18 protein-coding genes are annotated in these 21,890 nt (G+C 43.7%); 7 read left to right on the top strand and 11 right to left on the bottom strand.

Features of this window, described 5'->3' with window-relative positions:
• Nucleotides 1-169 precede the first annotated feature (169 nt).
• From OQJ75_RS02425 to OQJ75_RS02415, 3 genes are all read right to left on the bottom strand, one after another.
• A complete protein-coding gene (locus OQJ75_RS02425; RefSeq protein ID WP_248376300.1) occupies nt 170-1,624 on the bottom strand; it encodes an FAD-dependent oxidoreductase in 1,455 nt (484 codons plus the stop codon).
• Between the two features lie 532 nt (nt 1,625-2,156).
• A complete protein-coding gene (locus OQJ75_RS02420) occupies nt 2,157-4,595 on the bottom strand; it encodes an ABC transporter permease (protein WP_265970711.1) in 2,439 nt (812 codons plus the stop codon).
• 1 nt (nt 4,596) lies between these two features.
• On the bottom strand, nt 4,597-5,271 hold the full coding sequence (locus OQJ75_RS02415) for an ABC transporter ATP-binding protein (RefSeq protein ID WP_004730959.1): 675 nt from the start codon (nt 5,269-5,271) through the stop codon (nt 4,597-4,599).
• On the opposite strand from OQJ75_RS02415, the gene OQJ75_RS02410 reads away from it, so the two are divergent.
• From OQJ75_RS02410 to mrdA, 5 genes are all read left to right on the top strand, one after another.
• Nucleotides 5,270-5,887 carry an arylesterase gene (locus tag OQJ75_RS02410; protein WP_065099866.1) on the top strand — a complete coding sequence of 206 codons (618 nt, stop codon included), beginning with the start codon at nt 5,270-5,272 and terminating at the stop codon, nt 5,885-5,887. The two genes, OQJ75_RS02415 and OQJ75_RS02410, sit on opposite strands and share 2 nt — an antisense overlap.
• A gap of 81 nt (nt 5,888-5,968) precedes the next feature.
• Nucleotides 5,969-7,168 (top strand): enoyl-ACP reductase FabV, encoded by a 1,200-nt coding sequence (fabV, locus tag OQJ75_RS02405; protein ID WP_265970712.1) that lies wholly within the window; start codon nt 5,969-5,971, stop codon nt 7,166-7,168.
• A 178-nt stretch (nt 7,169-7,346) separates the two neighbouring features.
• Nucleotides 7,347-9,254: a GGDEF and EAL domain-containing protein gene (locus OQJ75_RS02400; protein WP_248376297.1), complete on the top strand. Its 1,908-nt coding sequence runs from the start codon at nt 7,347-7,349 to the stop codon at nt 9,252-9,254.
• A 118-nt stretch (nt 9,255-9,372) separates the two neighbouring features.
• A complete protein-coding gene (locus OQJ75_RS02395) occupies nt 9,373-11,028 on the top strand; it encodes an ABC-ATPase domain-containing protein (RefSeq protein ID WP_265970713.1) in 1,656 nt (551 codons plus the stop codon).
• Nucleotides 11,029-11,275: 247 nt separating this feature from the next.
• The gene (mrdA, locus tag OQJ75_RS02390) at nt 11,276-13,177 is read left to right on the top strand and encodes a penicillin-binding protein 2 (RefSeq protein ID WP_265970714.1); all 1,902 of its coding nucleotides are present in this window, start codon (nt 11,276-11,278) and stop codon (nt 13,175-13,177) included.
• A gap of 151 nt (nt 13,178-13,328) precedes the next feature.
• On the opposite strand, the gene OQJ75_RS02385 is transcribed toward mrdA, so the two are convergent.
• Nucleotides 13,329-13,967 carry a DNA-J related domain-containing protein gene (locus OQJ75_RS02385; protein ID WP_265970715.1) on the bottom strand — a complete coding sequence of 213 codons (639 nt, stop codon included), beginning with the start codon at nt 13,965-13,967 and terminating at the stop codon, nt 13,329-13,331.
• 161 nt (nt 13,968-14,128) lie between these two features.
• Nucleotides 14,129-14,968, bottom strand: coding sequence for an isopenicillin N synthase family dioxygenase (locus OQJ75_RS02380; protein WP_265970716.1), 840 nt, complete (start codon nt 14,966-14,968; stop codon nt 14,129-14,131).
• 201 nt (nt 14,969-15,169) lie between these two features.
• Between OQJ75_RS02380 and OQJ75_RS02375 the strand changes: the two genes are divergently transcribed.
• Entirely contained in the window at nt 15,170-15,778 is a 609-nt protein-coding gene (locus OQJ75_RS02375) for a DUF2238 domain-containing protein (RefSeq protein WP_265970717.1), read from the top strand.
• An 88-nt stretch (nt 15,779-15,866) separates the two neighbouring features.
• On the opposite strand, the gene OQJ75_RS02370 is transcribed toward OQJ75_RS02375, so the two are convergent.
• From OQJ75_RS02370 to OQJ75_RS02350, 5 genes are all read right to left on the bottom strand, one after another.
• A complete protein-coding gene (locus OQJ75_RS02370) occupies nt 15,867-16,118 on the bottom strand; it encodes a hypothetical protein (RefSeq protein ID WP_017632610.1) in 252 nt (83 codons plus the stop codon).
• 21 nt (nt 16,119-16,139) lie between these two features.
• Nucleotides 16,140-17,048 carry a DMT family transporter gene (locus OQJ75_RS02365; protein ID WP_265970718.1) on the bottom strand — a complete coding sequence of 303 codons (909 nt, stop codon included), beginning with the start codon at nt 17,046-17,048 and terminating at the stop codon, nt 16,140-16,142.
• Between the two features lie 48 nt (nt 17,049-17,096).
• The gene (locus tag OQJ75_RS02360; protein ID WP_265970719.1) at nt 17,097-18,791 is read right to left on the bottom strand and encodes an SgrR family transcriptional regulator; all 1,695 of its coding nucleotides are present in this window, start codon (nt 18,789-18,791) and stop codon (nt 17,097-17,099) included.
• A 163-nt stretch (nt 18,792-18,954) separates the two neighbouring features.
• A complete protein-coding gene (locus OQJ75_RS02355; RefSeq protein WP_004730938.1) occupies nt 18,955-19,188 on the bottom strand; it encodes a DUF3389 domain-containing protein in 234 nt (77 codons plus the stop codon).
• 89 nt (nt 19,189-19,277) lie between these two features.
• Entirely contained in the window at nt 19,278-19,703 is a 426-nt protein-coding gene (locus OQJ75_RS02350) for a hotdog fold thioesterase (protein ID WP_017074330.1), read from the bottom strand.
• A gap of 139 nt (nt 19,704-19,842) precedes the next feature.
• Here OQJ75_RS02350 and OQJ75_RS02345 point away from each other — a divergent pair, with 139 nt between their 5' ends.
• Nucleotides 19,843-20,631, top strand: a complete 789-nt coding sequence (locus OQJ75_RS02345; RefSeq protein WP_265970720.1) for a M48 family metallopeptidase — start codon at nt 19,843-19,845, stop codon at nt 20,629-20,631.
• Between the two features lie 130 nt (nt 20,632-20,761).
• Here OQJ75_RS02345 and OQJ75_RS02340 read toward each other — a convergent pair whose 3' ends face one another.
• Nucleotides 20,762-21,844 (bottom strand): site-2 protease family protein, encoded by a 1,083-nt coding sequence (locus OQJ75_RS02340; protein ID WP_265970721.1) that lies wholly within the window; start codon nt 21,842-21,844, stop codon nt 20,762-20,764.
• Between the last annotated feature and the right edge of the window lie 46 nt (nt 21,845-21,890).

The following is a 21,890-nucleotide window of genomic DNA, read 5'->3' as shown; positions in this document are numbered from 1 at the left end:
GTAGCTATGTAGCTAATTGCTATGTAGCTATGTAACTAAGAATAATTAGCTAGGAAGAAGTAGTTTGGATGAGTTTCGGTATCTAAGCTGATGCTGAAATGAAAATTCGGCTTACCTATTGTAGTAAGCCGAATTGAAGAAGTTAAGCGCGGTAGATGATGATTGGCTATTAAGCGTGATCTTGACCTGACACTTTTGCAAGCGCTTCGGGATATCCACGTTCTTGTGTTAAATCTATCGCTCTGTTTTCAATATCATTTAAATTAAGTGACATTGTCACTGAGTGCGTACCTTCAATAGATACCGCCTCTGATATATCAAACCATTGTTCAGCAACCTTTTGTGCAGCTTCGAGTGTTGAAGAAGCTTTCACTACTTCAAGTCGAGCATAACGTTCACCACAGAATGAAACGTCTGAAGCTCGCAAGCTAGGATCAGTTCCTGGTATTTGCTGTGCACCAAACAAAGGCTTACCACCTACTAACGCAGAGCTGAAACTTGGAATGAACTGAGACATATGCGTTATTGCAGCGCGAGTTCTTAATTCAAGCTGCTCTTCGCTCCAACCCGATACGATTTTCTTAAGAAGCTTAGAAGGCAGCTGTGGCTGTGACGAATCTGTTGATGAAGAAACTAGCCCACCCTCAAACAGAGTAATCCCTTCTGTCATACCGTGGAGTTGGAACACACCATCAGCATAGGGCGTTAATTGCGCCATACCTTGTGGTGTACCTCTAGGGCCATGAAAGATAACCTCTGGCCACTCTTCATTACATTCTTGCGAATATGGCCACTCTGTAACGTATGCAGCTTTAAATTCAACAAGTCTTTGCTGCTTAGAACCAACAAAGTCGTCCACGATACCCGTTTCAAACCCACTCGCATTAATCAAGTAATCGGTCGTTAGTTGGCAGCTTTGGTTTTCAGCGTCTGTATAAGTCAAAGACCAAGCTTGGCCTATCGACTCAACAGATTGTAATCGGCTGTTGGTTAACACGGTACAGTTAGCTTGTTGCCCCAAAGAGAGTTGAGCGGTAGCAGAGAGTCGGAATACGCTCCAACCATATTCTTGAACCATAGCAACAGGATATTTTAGGGTCTCTAAATCTGTATGTTTCGCAAAAGGAATACACCAATCATCCAGCGATGTTGGTTTCAGAGGCTGTGTTTTCGCGGAAAGTGCTAATAAATCTTCTTTGCTGTACAGCTTGTAATACTCTTCCGGATCACCAAGCACTTGGTTGCTTTTATCTTGTTTAACAAGATCGGCATAAGCGCTTTTGATTATCTTAAGGCGTGGAAGCAAATCCAACGGCTCACCACCATCACTGTGCGGAACGGCGATGATTGTCGGGCGAATATTGATCGTATGAGGAAATAAGCGGACGGTATCAATTGACTGCGTGAGCAATTGAAGACACTGCTCTACAGAAATATCTCGATACAAATTGCCGCCAGCGTGCAGGTGGCAAATTGGTGGACCATTAACCAAACTCGGCCCTTTTTCCAATATAGTGACCTTAAAACCCAACTCACTAAAGTGAATCGCGCTCGTTGTTCCGGCAATACCACCACCAACAATGGCAATAGAAGGTTGATTTTTATCCGTTTTGTTGTGGTTCATCGTGTTCTGTAGAATAAGATTAACTGTCTCTATTCTACTTTTGTTCTGCGATGAATTAAAACACATTTTTATCAAGGTCTTAGATTAGTGGGATTTAATATCTATGTAAAAAACATAAATAATCTCTTGACTCAATAACCCCAGATAGAGTTTTGAAGGTTATTCTAACAGTCAAATTTGTCCTAAGTGACGCCACATAAAGGCTGCCTCAGCACTCTTAAAACATGGATGTTAACTTATCCCTAAAGTTATCCACCGTTTTTGTGGATAACTGTTGATAACGTTCTTGCTAAGTTGCGCAAACCCTTTGTTTACAGGGACTAACCGCTGTTTATTAAATCGGCGTTATTGTGCAATTAGTTTTAAAAAATGCTAAAAAGAGTGGAATCTAAGGTGCGATATTTTTTACTTATGCTACGGGTTGGTCATATAAAAAACGGTCTAAAGCGGCGTATTATAAATAGTGCATGACTAAGTATAAGTGATTTCACTTTTAGACCGTATTAAGCGATTGGCTAAATCTTGCCAGCGACTAACCAAAATCCTTGTTTACTGGTGCCAACAAACGTTTGATTAAACTATTCACTACCGCAGCTAATGTGATGAACGTTAACACCGGTAACGCTATCCAAAACATCGGGTGTAGTGAAGGTTGTAACTCGAAGCCAAAGTTCATAACGCCTGCCACGCTGAGCTCAGAACCGAGCGCTGCAATTGAGCCTGCGACTAACGCCATTAACCCGTACTCACACCAAATAGTATTGAGAATTCGCTTCTTACTCGCGCCTAATGTTCGATACAAGCGTATCTCTTGTTGTCTTTGAGATAAGCTCAATCGCAATAGAGTGAAGATAAGCAACAGCCCCGCCACCACACCTAATGCCGCAAGTACGGTAATCGACCAAACAATCTGTTTGAGCAGCTCTTGGATCTTGCTACCCATCTTGCGAATATCCATCAAACTCACGGTTGGGTGATTTCGAGAGAGTTCGTTGAGCATCTGATTATGTTGTTCTTCTAATCTGAAGCTCACTAGCCAAGTAGAAGGAATTGAGCTCAAGACATCTGGAGTAAAGATGAAGTAGAAGTTCGGCTTCATTTCACGCCACTCGACTTTGCGGATGCTATTCACTTTGGCAGAGACATTCTGGCTGTTGATTGTGAATGAAAGCTCATCGCCAATCTTTAGATCCAGTTGCTCCGCGACATCCGATTCCACAGATACGCCCTGCTCTTGTGTCCAGCTGCCTTCTAATACTTCATTGTACTCTGGCAAGCTATCTCCCCAAGTGAAGTTGATCTCGCGGCTTAGTGCGTCTGTTTCTCCTGAGGTATCGCTGTATTCCGACGCTTCAACACCGTTTATCGTCGTCAGTCTTCCTCGGATAATTGGAAAGGCCTGAGTACGCTCTACTTCGTTTGCATCAATCGTCTCGAGATAACTGTCTTTCTCATAACTTGCAATGTTAAGGGCAAACGCATTCGGTGCGTTCTCTGGTAAGGTTTGCTGCCAATCTGACAGTAAATCACTTCTTACCAACCAGATGATAGACAGCAACATCAGTGAAAGCGCTAAAGATCCAAATTGAATCCCAGTTGCTAATGGTGTGCGATTAATTCGACTTAATGCCAAACGCATAGATGTCGATGTCGGTAGTTTACCAACCAAACGCAGAACGAGCGTACTAACAATTGCGAGCACTAAGAACAGGCAAGCGATACCCGCTAGAACTATCCATACCAATAGATTGTCGCCATACATCAGCATCATTGGAATAATCGGTACCAGTAACAAGAGGTATTTTTTGTAGCTTTCATTGGACTGGTGACTTGATTGAATAACGCTGATTGCCGAGGTGTTGACCAAGCCAATTAACGGGATACCAAGAGCAGGAACACCAATTAAGATGCTTGATAAAATCGCCAAGATAGCCGGTTCAATGCCATAGCTAGGAAGTGGCGTTGGTAATAAGTCGCCCAGAGGTATACGAAGCAAAAACTCCAAGCCGATACCTATGGTAATTCCCAGAACTGTACCGATAACCACTAGCAGAGATACCTGTACAGACAACCATTTAACGATCCACTGCTTGCTTGCACCTAAACTCTTTAGCATCGCGATGGTTTTTCGGCGACTCGCAACATAATGTTGGCACGTGAGTACCAAAGTAGTCGCAGCCATGATCACAACGATAGCCACAGTTAAAGAAAGGTATTGAGTCGTACTTTCGAACATGTCATTAGTACGACTTGCTGAATCTTGAGTACGCCAACGATCGCTCGGTGTTAACTCGACACTGTCTTGCGCGGCTTTCAGTTTTGTATCATCACCGTTGAGAAACAGCCTAAAACTAACACGACTACCCGGTTGAATCGCTCCTGTGGCATCGATATCACTTGTATGGATCAGCACGGCTGGCATTTGTTGGAATGGGTTAAAGCTTAAGCCTGGTTCTTGAGTGATTCGTCCAGTTATCGCTAAATCGGCATCGCCAATAGTGACATTGTCACCAATCTCAACCTCTAACTGTGCGAATATACGCTCGTCTAGCCAAAGTTCACCCGGCTTAACATGGTTACTTGATGCTTTATCAGCGCCCTCTAAGATCATTTCGCCGCGTAATGGGTAATTACTTTCAACCGCTTTCACCGTCACTAACTGCATCGAGTTGTCACTGAATGCCATGGTTGAAAAACGAGTCAACTGAGAGCTTTCTAATTGTTCAACTTGAGTGAGGTCTAACAAGGATTGTGGAACTGGGTTTGCTGAGATAAACACGCTATCGGCAGTAAGCGCATCTTTGCCCTGCTTAACAATTACCTGCTCCATACGTTCGGCCAATGCCGACAATGCAAATACACAAGCAATAATAAGCGTTAAAGCGATTGAAACTGGCCACAACTGACCGTGTCGAATCTCTTCGATACTCCACGAAAACAGGCGTTTATTCAGTCCGTTTGATGAATTCAATTTAGACTTCCTCTATCTGACCGACATGCATCTTAAGTGTTCTTTGGCAACGTTGTGCAAGCTTGGGGTCGTGTGTCACCAACACTAACGTTGTGCCGTGGGATGAGTTCAATTCAAACAACAATTCAACAATTTTGGCAGCAGTTTGTTGGTCTAGGTTGCCTGTGGGTTCGTCAGCAAAAAGAATTTTTGGCTTAATCATAAATGCGCGCGCCAACGCGACCCTTTGTTGCTCACCACCAGATAGCTGAGACGGCAAGTGATCAAGCCTGTCTTTCAAGCCTACTGATTCAAGCAGAGCCGTCGCGCGTTCGATGTCTTCGTCTTCTCCCTTCAACAAACAAGGCAACGTGACATTTTGCAGCGCAGAAAGGCTTGGAATTAATAAGAAGCTTTGAAATACAAACCCTACCGATTCACTGCGGATCTTAGCTCTTGCCTCATCATCAAGCTGTGAAAGTGGCTGCCCTAATAAACTGATTTCGCCTTTCGTTGGTACATCAAGACCAGCAAGTAGCGTCATTAGGGTCGACTTACCCGCGCCAGACGTGCCGACAATCGCGACAGTTTCGCCCTCACGAATATCGATATCGACGTGCTCTAGGATTGTTAAATGTTCTTGATTAGTAGACACTGTCTTCGAAACAGCTTCTGCTTTAATGATGGATGTATGCATGACTCGACTAATTTCCTTTTTATTCTTTATTTTATTTTCAACCGCTTCTTTGGCTCAAGATACCGAGTTAGATTCTAAGTTACTGGTCCTTGGTGATAGCTTGAGTGCCGGTTACAACATGGACATCAAACAGAGTTGGCCAAGCCTGTTACCCGACGCGTTAGCAAAGCATGACAAAGCGGTAACCGTGGTTAACGGAAGTATTTCTGGAGACACAACTGGCAATGGTTTAGCTCGCTTACCACAATTGCTTGAAGAACACGCTCCAGACACCGTTCTTATTGAACTTGGTGCGAATGACGGACTTCGTGGATTCCCACCAAAGCTGATGTCTGCAAATCTTGATCAAATCATTGAGCAGATAAAAGCTGCGGGCGCGAAACCTATAATGATGCAGATTAAAATCCCACCGAATTACGGAAAGCGTTACAACCAGCAGTTTGAATACGTTTTTGCAGCGCTTGCTGATCAACAAAACGTACCACTTTTACCGTTTTTCCTAGAGCATATCATCCTTAAATCTGAGTGGATGATGAACGATGGATTGCATCCAAAACCAGAAGCTCAACCTTGGATTGCTGAATTCGTCGCCGAAGAATTATATCAGTATCTTTAAGTTTTAATGGTCTAGCTCAATAAATTTTACACAGCTTTACGTTAGCCTGAGTGCATATCACCGTTAACTGTAAGGTTATTTATGCTGATCGAACCTGTTATCAAGGGTGTGGTAGCCAAAAGCGCTCACCCTCTTGGCTGTCAAGAAGCCGTAAAGCAACAAATCAAGTTTGTTAAGAGTGCGCCGCAAATCAAAGATGGCCCTAAACGAGTACTGATTATCGGCGCTTCCTCAGGCTTTGGCCTTGCCGCTCGTATTGCCCTTACTTTTGGCGGCGCAAAAGCTGACACTATCGGCGTCTCATTCGAGCGCGGTCCAAATGAAAAATCCCTAGGTAGTGCTGGTTGGTACAACAACATCTATTTCAAAAAAGAAGCCGAACGAGAGCAACGCACTGCTATCAATATCGTTGGCGACGCATTTTCGCAAGAAACACGTTCACAAGTTGTCGAAGCCATTGAAACCTACTTCGAAGGTGAAGTGGATCTGATTATCTATAGCTTAGCTGCGGGTGTTCGCCCTAAACCAGATTCCGAAGAGTTTTGGCGTTCTGCCATCAAGCCTATTGGTGAAAGCGTGACTGGCGCAACCATTTCTTTGGAACATGACAGCTGGGTGACCAACACACTAGAAGCTGCAACGGAAGAAGAAGCCGAAAGCACACTCAAAGTAATGGGTGGCGAAGATTGGGGACAATGGATTGATGAGCTCATCAACGCTGAATCTATTGCTCCGGGTTGCAAAACAATCGCGTTTTCTTATGTTGGTCCAGAAGTCACACACCCTATTTATTTAGACGGTACATTAGGACGCGCTAAGATCGACCTTCACCAAACCAGCCACGCACTAAACCTAGAGTTGGCTAACTTTGATGGCAACGCTTACGCGACTGTCTGTAAAGCCCTAGTCACTAAAGCGAGCGTTTTCATCCCGGGACTCAGCCCTTATCTACTTGCTTTGTATAAAGTGATGAAAAACAAAGAGACCCATGAAGGTTGTATCCAGCAAATGCAGCGTCTTTTTAGCACCAAACTTTATGGTCAATCAAAAGTACCACTTGATGGTGAGCGATTGATTCGTATGGATGATTGGGAACTAGAACCAGAAACCCAAGCACACGTGACTGAGTTACTAGAAAATATGGATCAAAACAACTTCCAAACTTTAGGCGATTACCAAGGGTTTAAAGAGGAATTTCTGCAATTAAACGGTTTTGGTCAACCATCGGTAGACTATAGGCAAAAACTTAACACAGAAGATTTTATAAAGTTAAAGCCTTAATCGAAACTTATCTCATTACTGAGACCCGGATTCACATTTGAAAACCTCTGCAAAATTGCGGAGGTTTTTTTGTGCAACATTTCTTATACTTAATTAACGTAAGATTCACAGTTTATTTGGTTCATCATAATTAACACAGGATGTGTTGATGCATTTAGCATAATTGACTCGGAGTCATATGAAGAAAATAAAAACGATTGACTTAGATATTCCAGACGATATGGAGTCCGGTTGGCAGAACATTGTTGACCTCTTAGCTCAAATCACTCAAGTGCCTGCCGCGCTCATCATGCGTGTTCACGCCAACTACATTGAAGTATTCTCTACTAGTCGCAGTAAAAACAATCCATACAACAAAGGGGATTCTGAAACCTTAGGCAATGGGCTTTACTGTGAAACGGTGATGGAGTCTCAACAACAACTTGTTGTGCCCAATGCCCTCGCCGATCCTGCCTGGGGAAACAACCCAGACATAAAGCTCGGTTTAGTCTCTTATTGTGGCATTCCGCTGCTTTGGCCGAATGGTGAATTATTTGGCACTATCTGCATTTTAGACTCGAAAGAAAACCACTACACTCCCACCTATATCAAGCTTTTACAGAGCTTTCGCACCTCGATAGAGTCTCAGCTTAAAACCCTGTTTCAACATGCTAAGCTCACTCAAATGAATAGAGACTTAAGAAACCGTGTTTATACTCGGACTAAAGATCTTGCGAGTCTTAATTATTCATTGAATCAAGAGATTGATAAGCGAAAAGCAGCAGAACAAAAGATCAATTTCCAAAAGAATCACGATCTCGGCACAGGCTTTTTAAACCGAAACGCATTTGAATCTCGCTTAAACCACAAGCTACTGTCACAGAGAAGGCTGACAGGCAGCTCATTTGCCGTCGTTCATATTTGTTTTACCAACGGCAGGCGCATACAGGCTCGATACGGCTATAACGCGTTAGACCAAGTACTGGTTGAGTACCGAAAACGCATCGACAGTCTTTCTGATATCGATGTATTAACTGCACGCCCTACTTCGGTTGACCTCGTGTTGGCGTTTAGCGTTAAAGATTTGCACCATCGCGTTGAAGAACTTTGCCAGACGTTAGTTAAAGTTGGCCATTCAGAATTCGATATCGAAAGTGACAAAGTGCATTTACACGCCTTTATTGGGATTGCTATTACCAACGACGAAGATGACGCGGAGAGCATTCTTCAGAAATCTTCTGAAGCGATGCTAGCCTGTAAAGATTCAGGCCAAAAGTTCGCTTACTACTCTCATTCCCATACCGAAGAACAAACCCACATTAATAAAATCGAAGGCTATTTGCTTCAAGCCGTTCGTAATGATGACCTTATGCTCTATTTTCAACCCAAAGTTTGTCCGTTGACGCATCGCTGGGTTGGTGCAGAAGCTTTACTTCGTTGGCGGCACCCTGTTTTGGGCGATATCTCTAACGAAACCCTGATCCACATGGCTGAGCAAAACGGTTTGATTTTCGAAGTGGGTAGCTTTGTACTGCGCAATGCGATTGAAAAAGCTAAAGAGTGGACTGAATACGTTGACGATTTCAAAATGGCCGTCAATGTATCTGCGATTCAACTCAAGAACATTCACTTTGCGGAACAAGTGGTTCACCTACTCGAAACCTACCACCTAGAACCTCGTTTCTTAGAACTTGAAGTCACGGAGAGCGGCCTGATTGCTGATGAAGTGGTTGCCAAGAATACCTTGGAATCTCTGCATGATATCGGCGTTACATTGTCACTAGATGACTTTGGTACGGGCTATGCCTCATTCAGTTACCTGAAGAAATTCCCATTCGATACCATTAAGATTGATAAGAGCTTCATCGACCAAATGCTCAACTCACACGAAGACTCGGAAATTGTTCGTTCTATTGTCCAAATTGCCAAAAAGCTCGACCTAAAAGTCACGATTGAAGGCATAGAGTCGGAGGTTCAGGAGCAATTTATTATTAATGAAGGCTGCGACGTAGGACAAGGTTACCTTTATGGCAAGCCAATGCCGAGCCAAGAATTCGAACACAGCTTAATCAATCAAAACTATTTGGGGACAACTCGTTACGCTTAAAGCGAAAAAGAACACTTTGTTTTGGATTTAGGCCTACTTTCTCTTTACTCTATAGGTGGTGATTTTTATAATCGCCGCCTTTCTGTTTTATCTTCCCTTTATATAGGCATTCCTCGTTATGGATCAGTTGACTGCAAAGCTTAAAAAGCTCGAAAAACAAAACTTCCGCGCATATCAACAAATTAAAGGTCAATACGACTTTGCTGATTTCGAATTACACATCGACCACGTTCAAGGTGACCCGTATGCTTCATCTTCACGTTTTCGCGCAACACGCGCTTGGTCGTTAACAGGGTTAGATTGGCTTAAAGAAAAGTCTTATGAATACCAAGTAGCAGCACGTGATTTCATTGCACGTAGCTTCTCTGAATTTGCTAAGCAAGAAGCGACTGTGTCTATCGCACTAACAGGTCAAACTGTTTTGGATAACACATCTGTGGTTTTCACCGAGCACGGTATCGAAATTCGTTTTCGTATCAACCTACCTGCTGATGGCCGCAGTATTCTTGCAAAGAAAGCAATCAACATCATTACATTCTATTTGCCTAAGTTTATTCGTCGCGCAACGCTTGAACGCGAACTCAACATTGAAGCGATGGTTAAACATTGTGAAGCCGTTGAAGACCAAGACGCATTGCGTGCTCAATTAGAAGAAAACAACCTAGCGGCATTCGTTGCAAATGGCAGTGTATTACCTCGAATTGCAGGTAACTGCGACCTACCAATGAAAGGCGCGGTTCCTTTCCTAGCACCAGAGTCTTTGAGTGTGACGCTAAACACACCAAACAAAGGTGATGTGACTGGCCTAGGTATTCCTAAAGGTATCACACTGATCGTTGGTGGTGGTTTCCATGGTAAATCTACACTATTGAATGCTGTTGAACGTTCTATTTACAACCATATTCCAGGTGATGGTCGTGAAGGTATCGTGACGGCGACGGATACGATGAAGATCCGTGCAGAAGATGGCCGATGTGTACATAACTTGAATCTTTCAAACTACATCAACCATTTACCAATGCAGAAAGATACGTCTAATTTCTGCACCCAAGATGCATCAGGTTCTACATCGCAAGCGGCTTGGTTACAAGAATCTATTGAAGCCGGTGTACAAACGCTCCTTATTGATGAAGATACGTCAGCAACGAACTTCATGATTCGTGATGAACGTATGCAAGCGCTAGTATCCAAAGGTGCTGAACCTATCACTCCACTTGTTGACCGTATTGGCCAACTTCGAGAAGAGATGGACATCTCGACTATCGTGGTAATGGGTGGCTCTGGTGATTACTTAGATGTAGCTGACACGGTAATTCAAATGCACGACTACCAAGCGGTAGACGTAACTGAAAAAGCACAAGAAGTCATTGCTCAACACCCTACTCAACGAACTAACGAATGTGAGACGGCATTAGAAACGTTTGTTCCTCGCTCGTTAAACCGCGCAGCACTGATGAACATTCTTACTGACGGTAAATTCCGAGTTAATGCGAAAGGCAAAGAGTCGCTGCGTTTTGGTAAAGAATTCGCGGATCTTTCTGCATTAGAGCAGTTAGAGTCGACTTCAGAAGTGAACGCGATTGGTTGGGCATGGTTCCAGTTTGCACAAACTCCGGGCTGGTCAAACAACCCTGCTAAAGAGTTTAGCGCTATCTTAAGCGATGAGTGGCACGTGAACATGCCAAACTACGGTGACTTAGCGAAACCAAGAGTATTGGATGTAATGGCTGCACTAAACCGTATGCGTAAATCTCAGTTCAAACCTTCGAACTAAGTTAGATTTAAGCATCATAAATTGTATTGACGGCTCTCATTGTGAGAGCCGTTTTTTTATTCGCTAACTCTATGCCTAAAGCGTTCAGGCTGACTCCTGCATCACTTTCTCTTGTTTAACGATAAAACCCACTAATATTGTGCTTATCCTAAAAATCATGACACAGCTTTTACAAAACTATGGCGATATTCATATAGAGTTCCGATTCGAAAGGTGTAACCAAATGTAACAAACCCTTGAGGCTTCAATGAATCATAAACGCGTTAAGATGCGTGACCATAAAATCGAAGTGAACTTGTTCAAAAATCGCGTAATCGTCGCGTTTTGTGGGATCTTGATGTTCACTCTTGTCTTGGTTGGTAATCTATACCGACTTCAAGTTGAAAATTTTAAAAGCTATCAAACTCGTGCCGATGGCAACAGAATCAAAGTATTACCTATTGCCCCTACTCGTGGACTTATTTACGACCGCAACGGAGTGTTGCTTGCAGAAAACAAGCTTGTCTTTGACCTGACTATGATTCCAGAGCAAACCGATGATGTTGATGCAATGCTCACCAAGCTAGACAAATACGTCCCCCGTGATGCTGAGCAGATCGCTCGTTTCAAAAAACGTTATCACAACACCCGCCGTTTTAAACCAGTGACTATTCTAGAGAACTTAACGGAAGAAGAGATTGCGAAGTTCTCCGTGCACCAGTACCAGTTCCCCGGCCTATCGATCGATACCAGCTTAAAACGTTTTTACCCGAATGGTGAAGTGCTTACCCATGTTCTTGGTTACGTGGCACACATCAATGATAGCGATCTCAGAAAGCTTGAAGAACAAGGGATAGAAGCGAATTATCAAGCCACAACAATTATAGGTAAGCTCGGCGTTGAACGTTATTACGAAGATATACTGCACGGTACCAAAGGCTATCAAGAAGTTGAAGTAAACAGCCGTGGGCGAATAGTCCGAACCATTGAGTACGTGCCGCCAGTAGCTGGCAAAGATATCGTGTTAAATATTGACCTTGAGCTGCAAAAATACGTCTTTGAGCAACTTGATCACAGAACCGGAAGCGCGGTTATTCTCGATCCGAAAGACAACAGCGTGTTGGCGATGGCATCTAGCCCGAGTTATGACCCTAACCTTTTCGTCGATGGCATTTCGAGTAAGAACTACCAACGTTTATTGAATGACCCAGCTCACCCGTTGGTAAATCGTACGACTTTAGGCGTTTATCCTCCTGCTTCGACCGTCAAACCATTCATGGCTGTGGCAGGACTGCAAGAACATGTTATCTCTGAGCACACCATTCGTGATGATCATGGTTCATGGCAGATTCCCGGTTCTAAACCTAACTCCAAAGCGTGGCGTGATTGGAAACGTTGGGGTCACGGACCTGTCGATGTAACTCAAGCCATTGAAGAGTCAGTGGATTCGTTCTTCTATCAAACTGCTTTTGACTTGGGTATTGACCGCATTTCAAGTTGGATGAACCGATTTGGATTTGGTGAACCGACAGGCATCGACATCTATGAAGAAAGTACCGCCAACATGCCGACTCGAGAATGGAAGATGATGCGTTATCGTACCCCTTGGTATCAGGGCGACACAGTTCCGATTGGTATTGGCCAAGGTTATTGGACATCTACTCCAATGCAACTTGCTAAAGCAACGTCAGTATTGGTTAATCACGGTAAGGTGATGCCACCTCATATCTTGAGAGCCACCTTAGATCACGGTGAAGATTTCAGTACGCAACAACTTGTCGAACCGGAACCAATGCCCTCGATTACTGAAGTACCGGACAGAATTTGGGATGTGCCGATCAACGCGATGCGACTCGTGAACCACGGTAGTCGAGGCAGCGGCAGACGTGCATTTAAGGGAACTGAATATACGAGTGGAGGAAAGTCAGGAACTGCACAAGTGTTTGATCTTGCCAAAGATCAGGTCTACAACTCGAAGAAACTTGCTAGGCATTTACTTGACCACGCACTTTACACGACTTTCGCACCGTATGAGCACCCTGAATATGTCGCTACTGTGGTTATTGAGCACGGTAACGGCGGTTCAAAAGTTGGGGCACCTTATATCCGTAAAGTACTCGACTATGCGTTTGAGCATAAAAGCGGTCAACAGAGCAAAGATCACTCTTAGCACCAACAAATAAAATAGCTCCAACACATAACGTATGTTAAAGCGCATAGCGCAATGACGACAAAGCCCTACTTGTATCACTCACAATGTGGGGCTTTCTATTTTAGGGTTTCGAGTTTCAATAAACTACGTAGTCGAGAGTTATGTTAGATTACGTGCTTCGCAATACATGCCACGCTTCACAGAGCGTTTGAAATTTTGCGGTGTTGCCCTCGTCTCTGTCTGGATGCCATCTCAACGCCAATTGTCGCCAACGCTTTCTAATGTCATGGTGAGTGGCATCTAAAGGTAACTCAAATAAGTTTAACGCTCGGCTTCGATCCATATCTAGTTCATCACCACCAACAAACTTCCTGTATCGAGTCCAAAATTCGTTCAACAGCCTTTTGACTTCGCCTTCGTCCGCTTCATAGTTAACCCAATTAATGTAGTAGTCTCGAAGTGGGTCTTGATGATCAATGTTGTGACTGCTTCCGTGATAACGGCCATTCATTAATTCAATGTCCATCGCTTGGACTTGGAGCCAAGCATCAGGGTGTAAGATTTCTTGAAGCTGATAAAGCGCATTCATAATGAGGAAGTTCTTCTTAAACAACTCTTTCTCCGGCACAGCATCCAACACTGGCACAAAACCAAGGCCGTTCAGATGAGCTGCCAATGTATGTACTTTCCATCCGCTTGGTTTTTGTTTTAGCACTTCCATAATTGGCCAAAGTAACGGGTTTTCCATATGTTTTTGGAAATTAGGGCTAATATCCTGATGACTTGGTGATTCTGGATTGTCTAACATAATAAAGTGGGCCCGTTGCCATATGCATTTGAGTGTCTTATTAATTGAAAGCGATTTACGCCAGTTTGTCGAGTTTCAAATCAAATAAACATCAATCCGTTGCACCAGATATACAAAAGGCCAGCATTACGCTGGCCTTCAAGAATATACAGTTTAACTGATTAGATAACGCCAAGTTCTCTTAGACGTTCCATTAGGTATTCGTTTGCTGTGTACTTTTCAGATAGCACTACTTCTGGCTTCGGGTGAAGGAATAGAGGCAAAGAGATACGAGACTTCTCTTGGCGTTCACCTGATGGGTTGATTACACGGTGAGTCGTTGATGGGAAGTAACCACCAGACGCTTCTTGCAGCATGTCACCGATGTTGATGATCATGTTACCGAAGTCACATGGAACATCAATCCACTCATCATTCTGAGATTTAACTTGAAGGCCAGGCTCGTTAGCCGCAGGCAGAACCGTTAGAAGGTTAATGTCTTCATGAGCTGCAGCACGGATTGCGCCCGGCTCCTCATCACCCTGCATTGGTGGGTAGTGAAGTACGCGAAGCAGAGTTTGCTCGCTGCCGTTAATCATTTCAGAAAGTGCGATTGAGAACTTCTCTTGTACTTCTTGAGGCGCGTGTGCTTCAACCCAACCTAATAGCTCTTGAGCAAAAGCATTAGCACGTTGGTAGTAATCTAGAATCTGTTCTTTCAGTTGTTCAGGAATCTGACCCCAAGGGTATACGTGAAAGTACTCTTTGATGTCTTTTACAGTGTGGCCCTTTGCAACTTCCGACACTGAAGGTGGAAAATATCCATCTTGTGTTTCAACATTAAAGTGGAAGTTTTCTTTCTCTTCAGAAATGAAGAATTGGTACCAGTTTTCGTAAATTGACTCAACAAGCTCTTTCGGGATTGGGTGGTTTTTAAGAACACCAAAACCAGTTTCACGTAGAGAGCGAACAAATTGTTCTGCTGCGTCGTCAGCAAGGTAATCGACAGTTTCCAGTTTCATGACTTTCTTTCTTGTTATGTAGTAATAGAGCGATTTTAAGGATCGCTTTGTTGTAAATCAAACTTTTGTGAAACTCTAGCAACCGTTTGTCTAGATACTGGGCTATAACACTACTTTTCAACAAATCTGGTAATCAACACCCAATTGAACACTGTTCATTACTGTGTAACACTATCACAAAATTCGACGAGAGATCTTGATATGACAATCACGCCACTTGCTCAAAATCGACCATTACTGTCATTGACAACGTTTTATCTGATTGTGTTTCTATTTTCTGCGTTTGCTCCTTCTTCAAGAGCGGTATGGATTGCCGAAATTGTCCCAGCGCTTGCGATATTGGTGGGAATCTGGTGGCTATCAACAAAGCTAACCTTCACTAAGACAGCTTACGTTTTGATGTTTATCTGGCTGATTTTACATACGATAGGCGCGAAATATACCTTCGCAGAAGTGCCATTTGATTGGTTTAATAACCTGATTGGATCTGAACGTAATAACTTTGACCGCGTGGCGCACTTTTCGATTGGTCTTTACGCTTACCCGCTCGCTGAGTACTTGATTCGTAAAAAACTGGCTCAACCGGTACTGGCCTGTTTCTTTGCGCTATTTGCTATCATGAGTGTTGCAGCAGGTTATGAGATTATTGAGTGGTGGTATGCGGAGATTGCAGGTGGTGATGAAGGTATCGCATTCCTTGGCTCACAAGGTGATATTTGGGATGCTCAGAAAGACATGCTTTGCGATACAACTGGAGCGATAGTTTCGTTGTTACTTCTCAAGCTTCAAGGGCGAATTAGAGTTCATTGATACTCGACTCTGATTCTTAACATCAAGATCAGTTCTTAACTTCAATAACAGCTCTGAAATGCCACACACAATTCGTGCTGTGGCATTTTTATTTCATCGTTACTTTGCCGCCAACAAACTTGTAGGCTGGTGTGCCTCTAACTAAGGTATCACGTGCGAACTCTATGCCACATTCAGGGCAAATGCAGGGCTCTGTCGTGAAATCTTCAACAATGCGTTCTTTAAAGCACTTAACGAGAGCACCTTTGCCTCCTTTCCGATACTTGAAAAGCTGTGTCTTGCATTTCGCACAGAAAATCTGAACCGTCTTGGTCGGTTGTTTCTTGTTTGGTTTAGCCATAGCAGTTAATGATTGAATTCTTTATTTCTTAAGTTTAGGGGCGACAAGAACCAAGCTTATCCCAAGCAGTATAACGGTTGATGAGACTATAAATTGCATGGTGACAGGTTCAGATAACAGTACTACACCACCAAGTGTCGCGATAACTGGAACAGAGAGTTGCGCGATAGATGCAACAACGGTGTTTAGTTTTTTCACGACGTAATACCACAAGCTATAACCCACACCAGAAGCTACCGCTCCCGATAATACTGCGTAAATCAAACCTTGCTCCGTTATAGATATTTGTGCCGTGACGCTCGGAATGAAGGCTAGAAGACTTAACAAAGCAAGAATGACTAACGAACCAAAACCAAAATTGGCCGTCGTCGATTGAAGTGCGTTCGTAGATTTCTTGCCTGCCAGAGTGTAAATACCCCACCCAACTCCAGCCAATACCATTAATATGATAGAGGTTAGATCTGGTGAGCTTGTCGCACCAGTCGGCATGAGTAAATAAACAAGCCCTGCAACAGACAATAAACAGCCACCCCATTCAATCGACGACATTCTGTTGCCAGCGAATAAGTGCGCAGCAATCATGGTAAATTGAACAGCGACAAACAGTACCAGAGCCCCAAGCCCTGCACCTAATGTGAGGTAAGCAAACGAGAAACCGAACATGTAAACCAGTAGAGCCAATATCGCGGTTAAATCGAGCTCAGAGCGAATCTTGGTATACATAGAAGCGTTACCTTCTAACTTGTCTTGTTTACGTTTAGCGCTTGAAGATAAGGTCAATAAAATCAACAGTGTGAGTGCACCGGATAAAATGCGCACGACCGAAAAACTCAAAGGATCAATCGTTTGATCCATTAAGGCCCAACGACACAAAACTGAATTAGCAGCAAAGGCCACCAGCGTAATAAATGTAACCATCACAGTTTGCATCGTTTTGTCCTAATTGAGTTGTTTGGTCCTAATAAGTGTTCTTGGATTTCAATCAACGTCAGGCTTCACCCAAACTTGGCTAAAGTCGAACCAACCGAGTGCATTACACTTTGCGTTCTGCAACGTACCGCATTGATCTTTGTTAACGCCCAACCAACAGTGGAACATCGGAATTAACTGATTGCTTTGCACCAGTTGTTTACCTAACTGTCGTGCTGGGAATTGCTCGAATTCTCCCGAACGCCAACGATCAATCATGTGACACCATTGGTCGAAATCTTCAGCTGGGCTCGATTCATCCAGAAAGCTGTAATCCATCAACCAACCGGCTAATGCATCGTCTCTATTATTGGCAATCCCCATTGGGTTGATCCAAATATCGACATCATCAGCGTGTGGTGGTTCGGTTTCGTAACCGGAAAGCTCGACATCAACATTATATTGCTTCAACACAGTGACGATGGCTTTAGCGAGTGTTGGAAACATTGGGTGTTGGCATTGATACGCTAATTTGATACTTGGTTTAACACTTGCTGGTGGACAAATCGGTACCTTTAACTTGATGTCATACCAACCGGGCTTGATACCGTAAGCATGCAAGACTCCCAAGTCGATCACTGTCTCTTTTGGAATATGCACAAACAAATCTGACGCATTTAACGCGTTTGATAGAAACTCAGCCCAAGCTGGGTCTTGTGCGATGCCCTTCTTTCTGTTCAGTAATAAATATGTACAGCCCGGATCAAGCTCTACTTCGTCATCACTATCACCACGGTCCGCCATTATCGGCTTCGAAAGGCTTGGGTAAACCATCGACGAATAGGCTTCATCAACGACCCACACCTCCACACGATCGATCAACGGCCTAAAACCAAAGTATCCATTGAAAGCCGTTAACACGAGTTGCTTTTCGTCGTTTTTTTCAATGCGATAAGGGCCTGTACCAATTGGGCGAATATCGTAATCTTCTCCACGTAAAATCATCGGCAGAGTAACTTTTGCGACGGATTCAGTTAACGCGAGTGGGAAATATTTGTCTGGACGCGTTAAAAAGACATCAACCACACAATTTGCCGGTGAAGACACGTCCTTAATATGCGAGAACATGTTAAGCGGTTCGAGTAAAAGCAGCGTATCCACAACGTGGCTCGTTAACAACGGTTCGCCATTATGGAAACGGACGCCCGGCCTTAAGAAAAATCGCCATTGGTGGTCGTTTATCTTTTGCCATGAATGAGCGAGATCAGGCTGCAGTTGATCGTTCTCATCTAAGCGAGTTAATCCACTGAATACCTGACAAGCGATGTGTTGCTCAGAACGTCGCATCGATTTGGTTGGATTAAGCATGGAAAGCGGACGGTAGTAAGGTAAACGAATAACCTGTTCACCCTCTTGATACTGTACTCCCAAGTAATTCTGAATAACTTGAGTAAGTTTGGCGGCATTTTGGTCAAGTACCGACAGGGCTTGACCAATTTTACCTTCTTTTAAGTAGCGGCGTGCTAAGTTTTCGCTTACATCACAACGATTCTGCTTAAAGATAAGTTGAGATAACTTACCGCGACCCGCTGCAGGTAACCACTCTACCCAACCTTCTTCTTCGAGCTTGTTCAATACCATTCTGGCATTACGACGTGTACAACAGAGCACCTCTGTTATGTCGTCGAGCTGAACATCAGAATCTTTGCCATCGAAGTATTCAAACAGGGTTTCAAATTGAACGCGAAGTCTTGGGCTGCTCATAAAGAGGAAAACTTATTCAAAGGATATTGAATTCAGTTTCCCTATTTTATGAGCCAAAATCAATCGAACTTAATACTATTTTACGAAGGGATTACGAATGTGGGCGATTTAGTGCTTTTAACAGAGAGTGAAAAGCCGAAATAAACGCAATGATAACCGCTAATTACATCACATCACAGCCGATTTCATTGGCAATGTCACGAAGCTGTTGTTCGTTGTCTAATTTAATCGACCATTTACACTCAGAACCATTGGCCGAAATGACGTTTGCCCCTTTTCCGATCAGCTGAATTGCATCAACTTGCGCTTGTAATGTAACTCTATGCTCTCCATCTAAACGAACAACCAACTCATGTGCAGTTGCGATGACTTTTCCACTTTTAAACGTTATGACCATGGATTTCTCTAGCTAAAATAAACAGTGTGTAAATGAGGTTTAATCAGGTATGGCTAGGATGATTACTGCGCCTCACCTTGATTGCAGAACTAACGTTTGTGCTTCTTCACTGCAATGGTCAAACGGCTTGTGCAAACCAAGCGTTGACGTTCATCAGTGATGTTTATCTGCCATACTTGAGTAGATACGCCAAGGTGAATAGGCTCAGCGGTGCCGATAACGTGCCCCTCACGCATTGAACGAACGTGATTAGCGTTGATGTCTAGCCCTACACAATAGTAACCATCGGGTACACAGAAGTTTGCAGCAAGTGAGCCAAGCGTTTCTGCTAAAACCACAGATGCACCGCCGTGAAGCATGCCCAGTGGTTGGTGCGTGAAATGACAAACTGGCATGGTTGCCACCAAGGAATTATCGTTAACCTCGGTGTAAACAATGTTGAGGTGCTCAATTAAGGTATTTTTTGAGGTCGCGTTGAAGGTGTCTAGGTCAACGGGCTTTTTCCAAATGCTCATGTGGGTTCCTTAATTAATGATCTTGTTGTCGCGTGCATAGCTTTTTCTATATTACTGGCTGTTAGTTATCTTACAGTCCTTAGTTATTACGCAAGTTGATGTTAACATGCATAAAAACCGAATACACAGAGGATATTGTATGACGTCATGGACGAAGTTTGCCTCGCTTCTCACTCTTGCAGGCCTAACCGCGTGTAGCGCTTCCCCGACAGGAAGAAACCAACTGCTGCTTTTTTCAGATCAAGATATGTCTCAGCTTGGGGCACAGTCTTTCGAACAAATGAAGAAAGAGCAACCCATCAGTAAAGACGCAAAAACCAACGCGTATGTTCAGTGCGTAGCGAACAGTATTACTCAACACATTCCTAAGCAAGGCTTTAGTGAATGGGAAGTGGTGGTTTTTGATAGTGACCAAGTGAATGCGTTCGCTCTGCCAGGCGGAAAAATTGGCGTGTACACAGGTTTACTCAATGTCGCGGTAAACCAAGACCAACTGGCTACGGTTATCGGACATGAAGTGGCGCACGTTCTTGCTGACCACAGTAACGAACGCCTATCACAATCACAACTCGCCAATACAGGTTTATCGATCACCAGTGTTGCTCTAGGTTCATCAGAATACAAACAGTATCAAGGCATGACCATGGCTGCATTAGGCTTGGGTGTTCAATATGGTGTAATTCTGCCCTATGGTCGAACTCAAGAATCTGAAGCTGATATTGTAGGCCTAGAGTACATGGCTAAAGCCGGGTTTGATCCAAACCAGAGTGTCGATTTATGGAAGAATATGGCGAAAGCATCAGGCGGCAGTCAACCACCAGAATTACTTTCGACGCACCCTTCTCACAGTACCCGAATTAAAGATCTACAAACTAAGATCACGACACTGCCTCAATCGAACGTTGCTAAACCAAATTGCAAAGTTTGATTTAGCGAACGCACAAGTTAAAACTGCAGATGTTAAAACGCCCTATCCAAATGGTTAGGGCGTTTTTCATTTTGTTTATATTTGGCGACCCTGCGCTTTTATGAACAAGTCACTCAATTATAGATATTCGTTAAGTGCCTAGAATCTGTAACGGGAGGCTCAGTAATTGGTCGCCGGTTGAAGCGAAGTACCAGATAACACCGATCAATCCCGTTACTAAGCCCACATACCAAAGGAACGATACGATTTGGCCATATCTGTCTAATGGCAACAAATGGCTATGGTGACGGCCTCTCCATTCGAACAGAATCTCGACACTACCCATGATCAATAAGAATCCAAACAGGGTTAAGTTCAATTGGTAACTCAACACGACACCTGCAACGGCTGCAGCGACACACAGTACAATACCCAACACGCTATTCATCGAAAAACTGATGCTTTTCAACACGTGGCCACCATCGAGCGGCAAAATCGGCAATAGATTGAACAGGTTTAATAGAGCATTAAACACCGCAAGCCCGGCGAAGAACATCTCGCCAGTTGCCCAGTACAAGACCGTAAATATCAACGACAATATCAAGCCAAACAGTGGGCCCATGATAGAAATAACCACATCTTGCCATCGAGTATTAATCTTTTCGTCTGAAAGCGCTAATCCACCAAGGAATGGGATCAAGTAGATCCCTTTTGTCTTCATCCCAAAGTACTTCATCGCTCTGATATGACCGTACTCATGGAACATAAGACAAGCGATCAAGGCCAGTGCGAACTGAATAGAAAACAGCCATGAATACGCCGCTAAACTCGTAGAAGCAAGCACGACTTTAATCAACTTAGCACTCTTCAGCGCTTTCATTCCGAGCGACACCAAACCAATCAAGCTAAAACGTTTTTCAGGCTTAGGTGCCACAACCGGAGTTTGTTGTTCGATATCTTTGGTGCTGCGATTTCCTTCGGTAATGGTTTGCCCATTAACCGATGCTTTATACGTCATCTCAAAGGGTTGCCACTGAACGGTCGATTCAACGTGACACTGCAACGTTTCCTCACCCGAACGAAGCGTAAATGTGTGCGTTCTCACATCGTCGTCTTCTGAAGTCGCATCCAATTGAGACACTAACGTGTTGTCCCAAAACAACTGCTGCCACCCTGCCATTGATCCTTCTAAACGAAGCGGTTTACCAAGAAACTTTATCGCGAGTAATTCCAAACTAAAAATTCCAATTTAATGACTTCTAACGAGTGTCGATATTATG

The sequence above is a fragment of the Vibrio sp. 14G-20 genome (assembly GCF_026241515.1).
GTDB lineage: Bacteria > Pseudomonadota > Gammaproteobacteria > Enterobacterales > Vibrionaceae > Vibrio.
The sequence above is the reverse complement of the archived record's forward strand: the minus strand, read 5'-3'. Positions and strand labels throughout refer to the sequence as shown.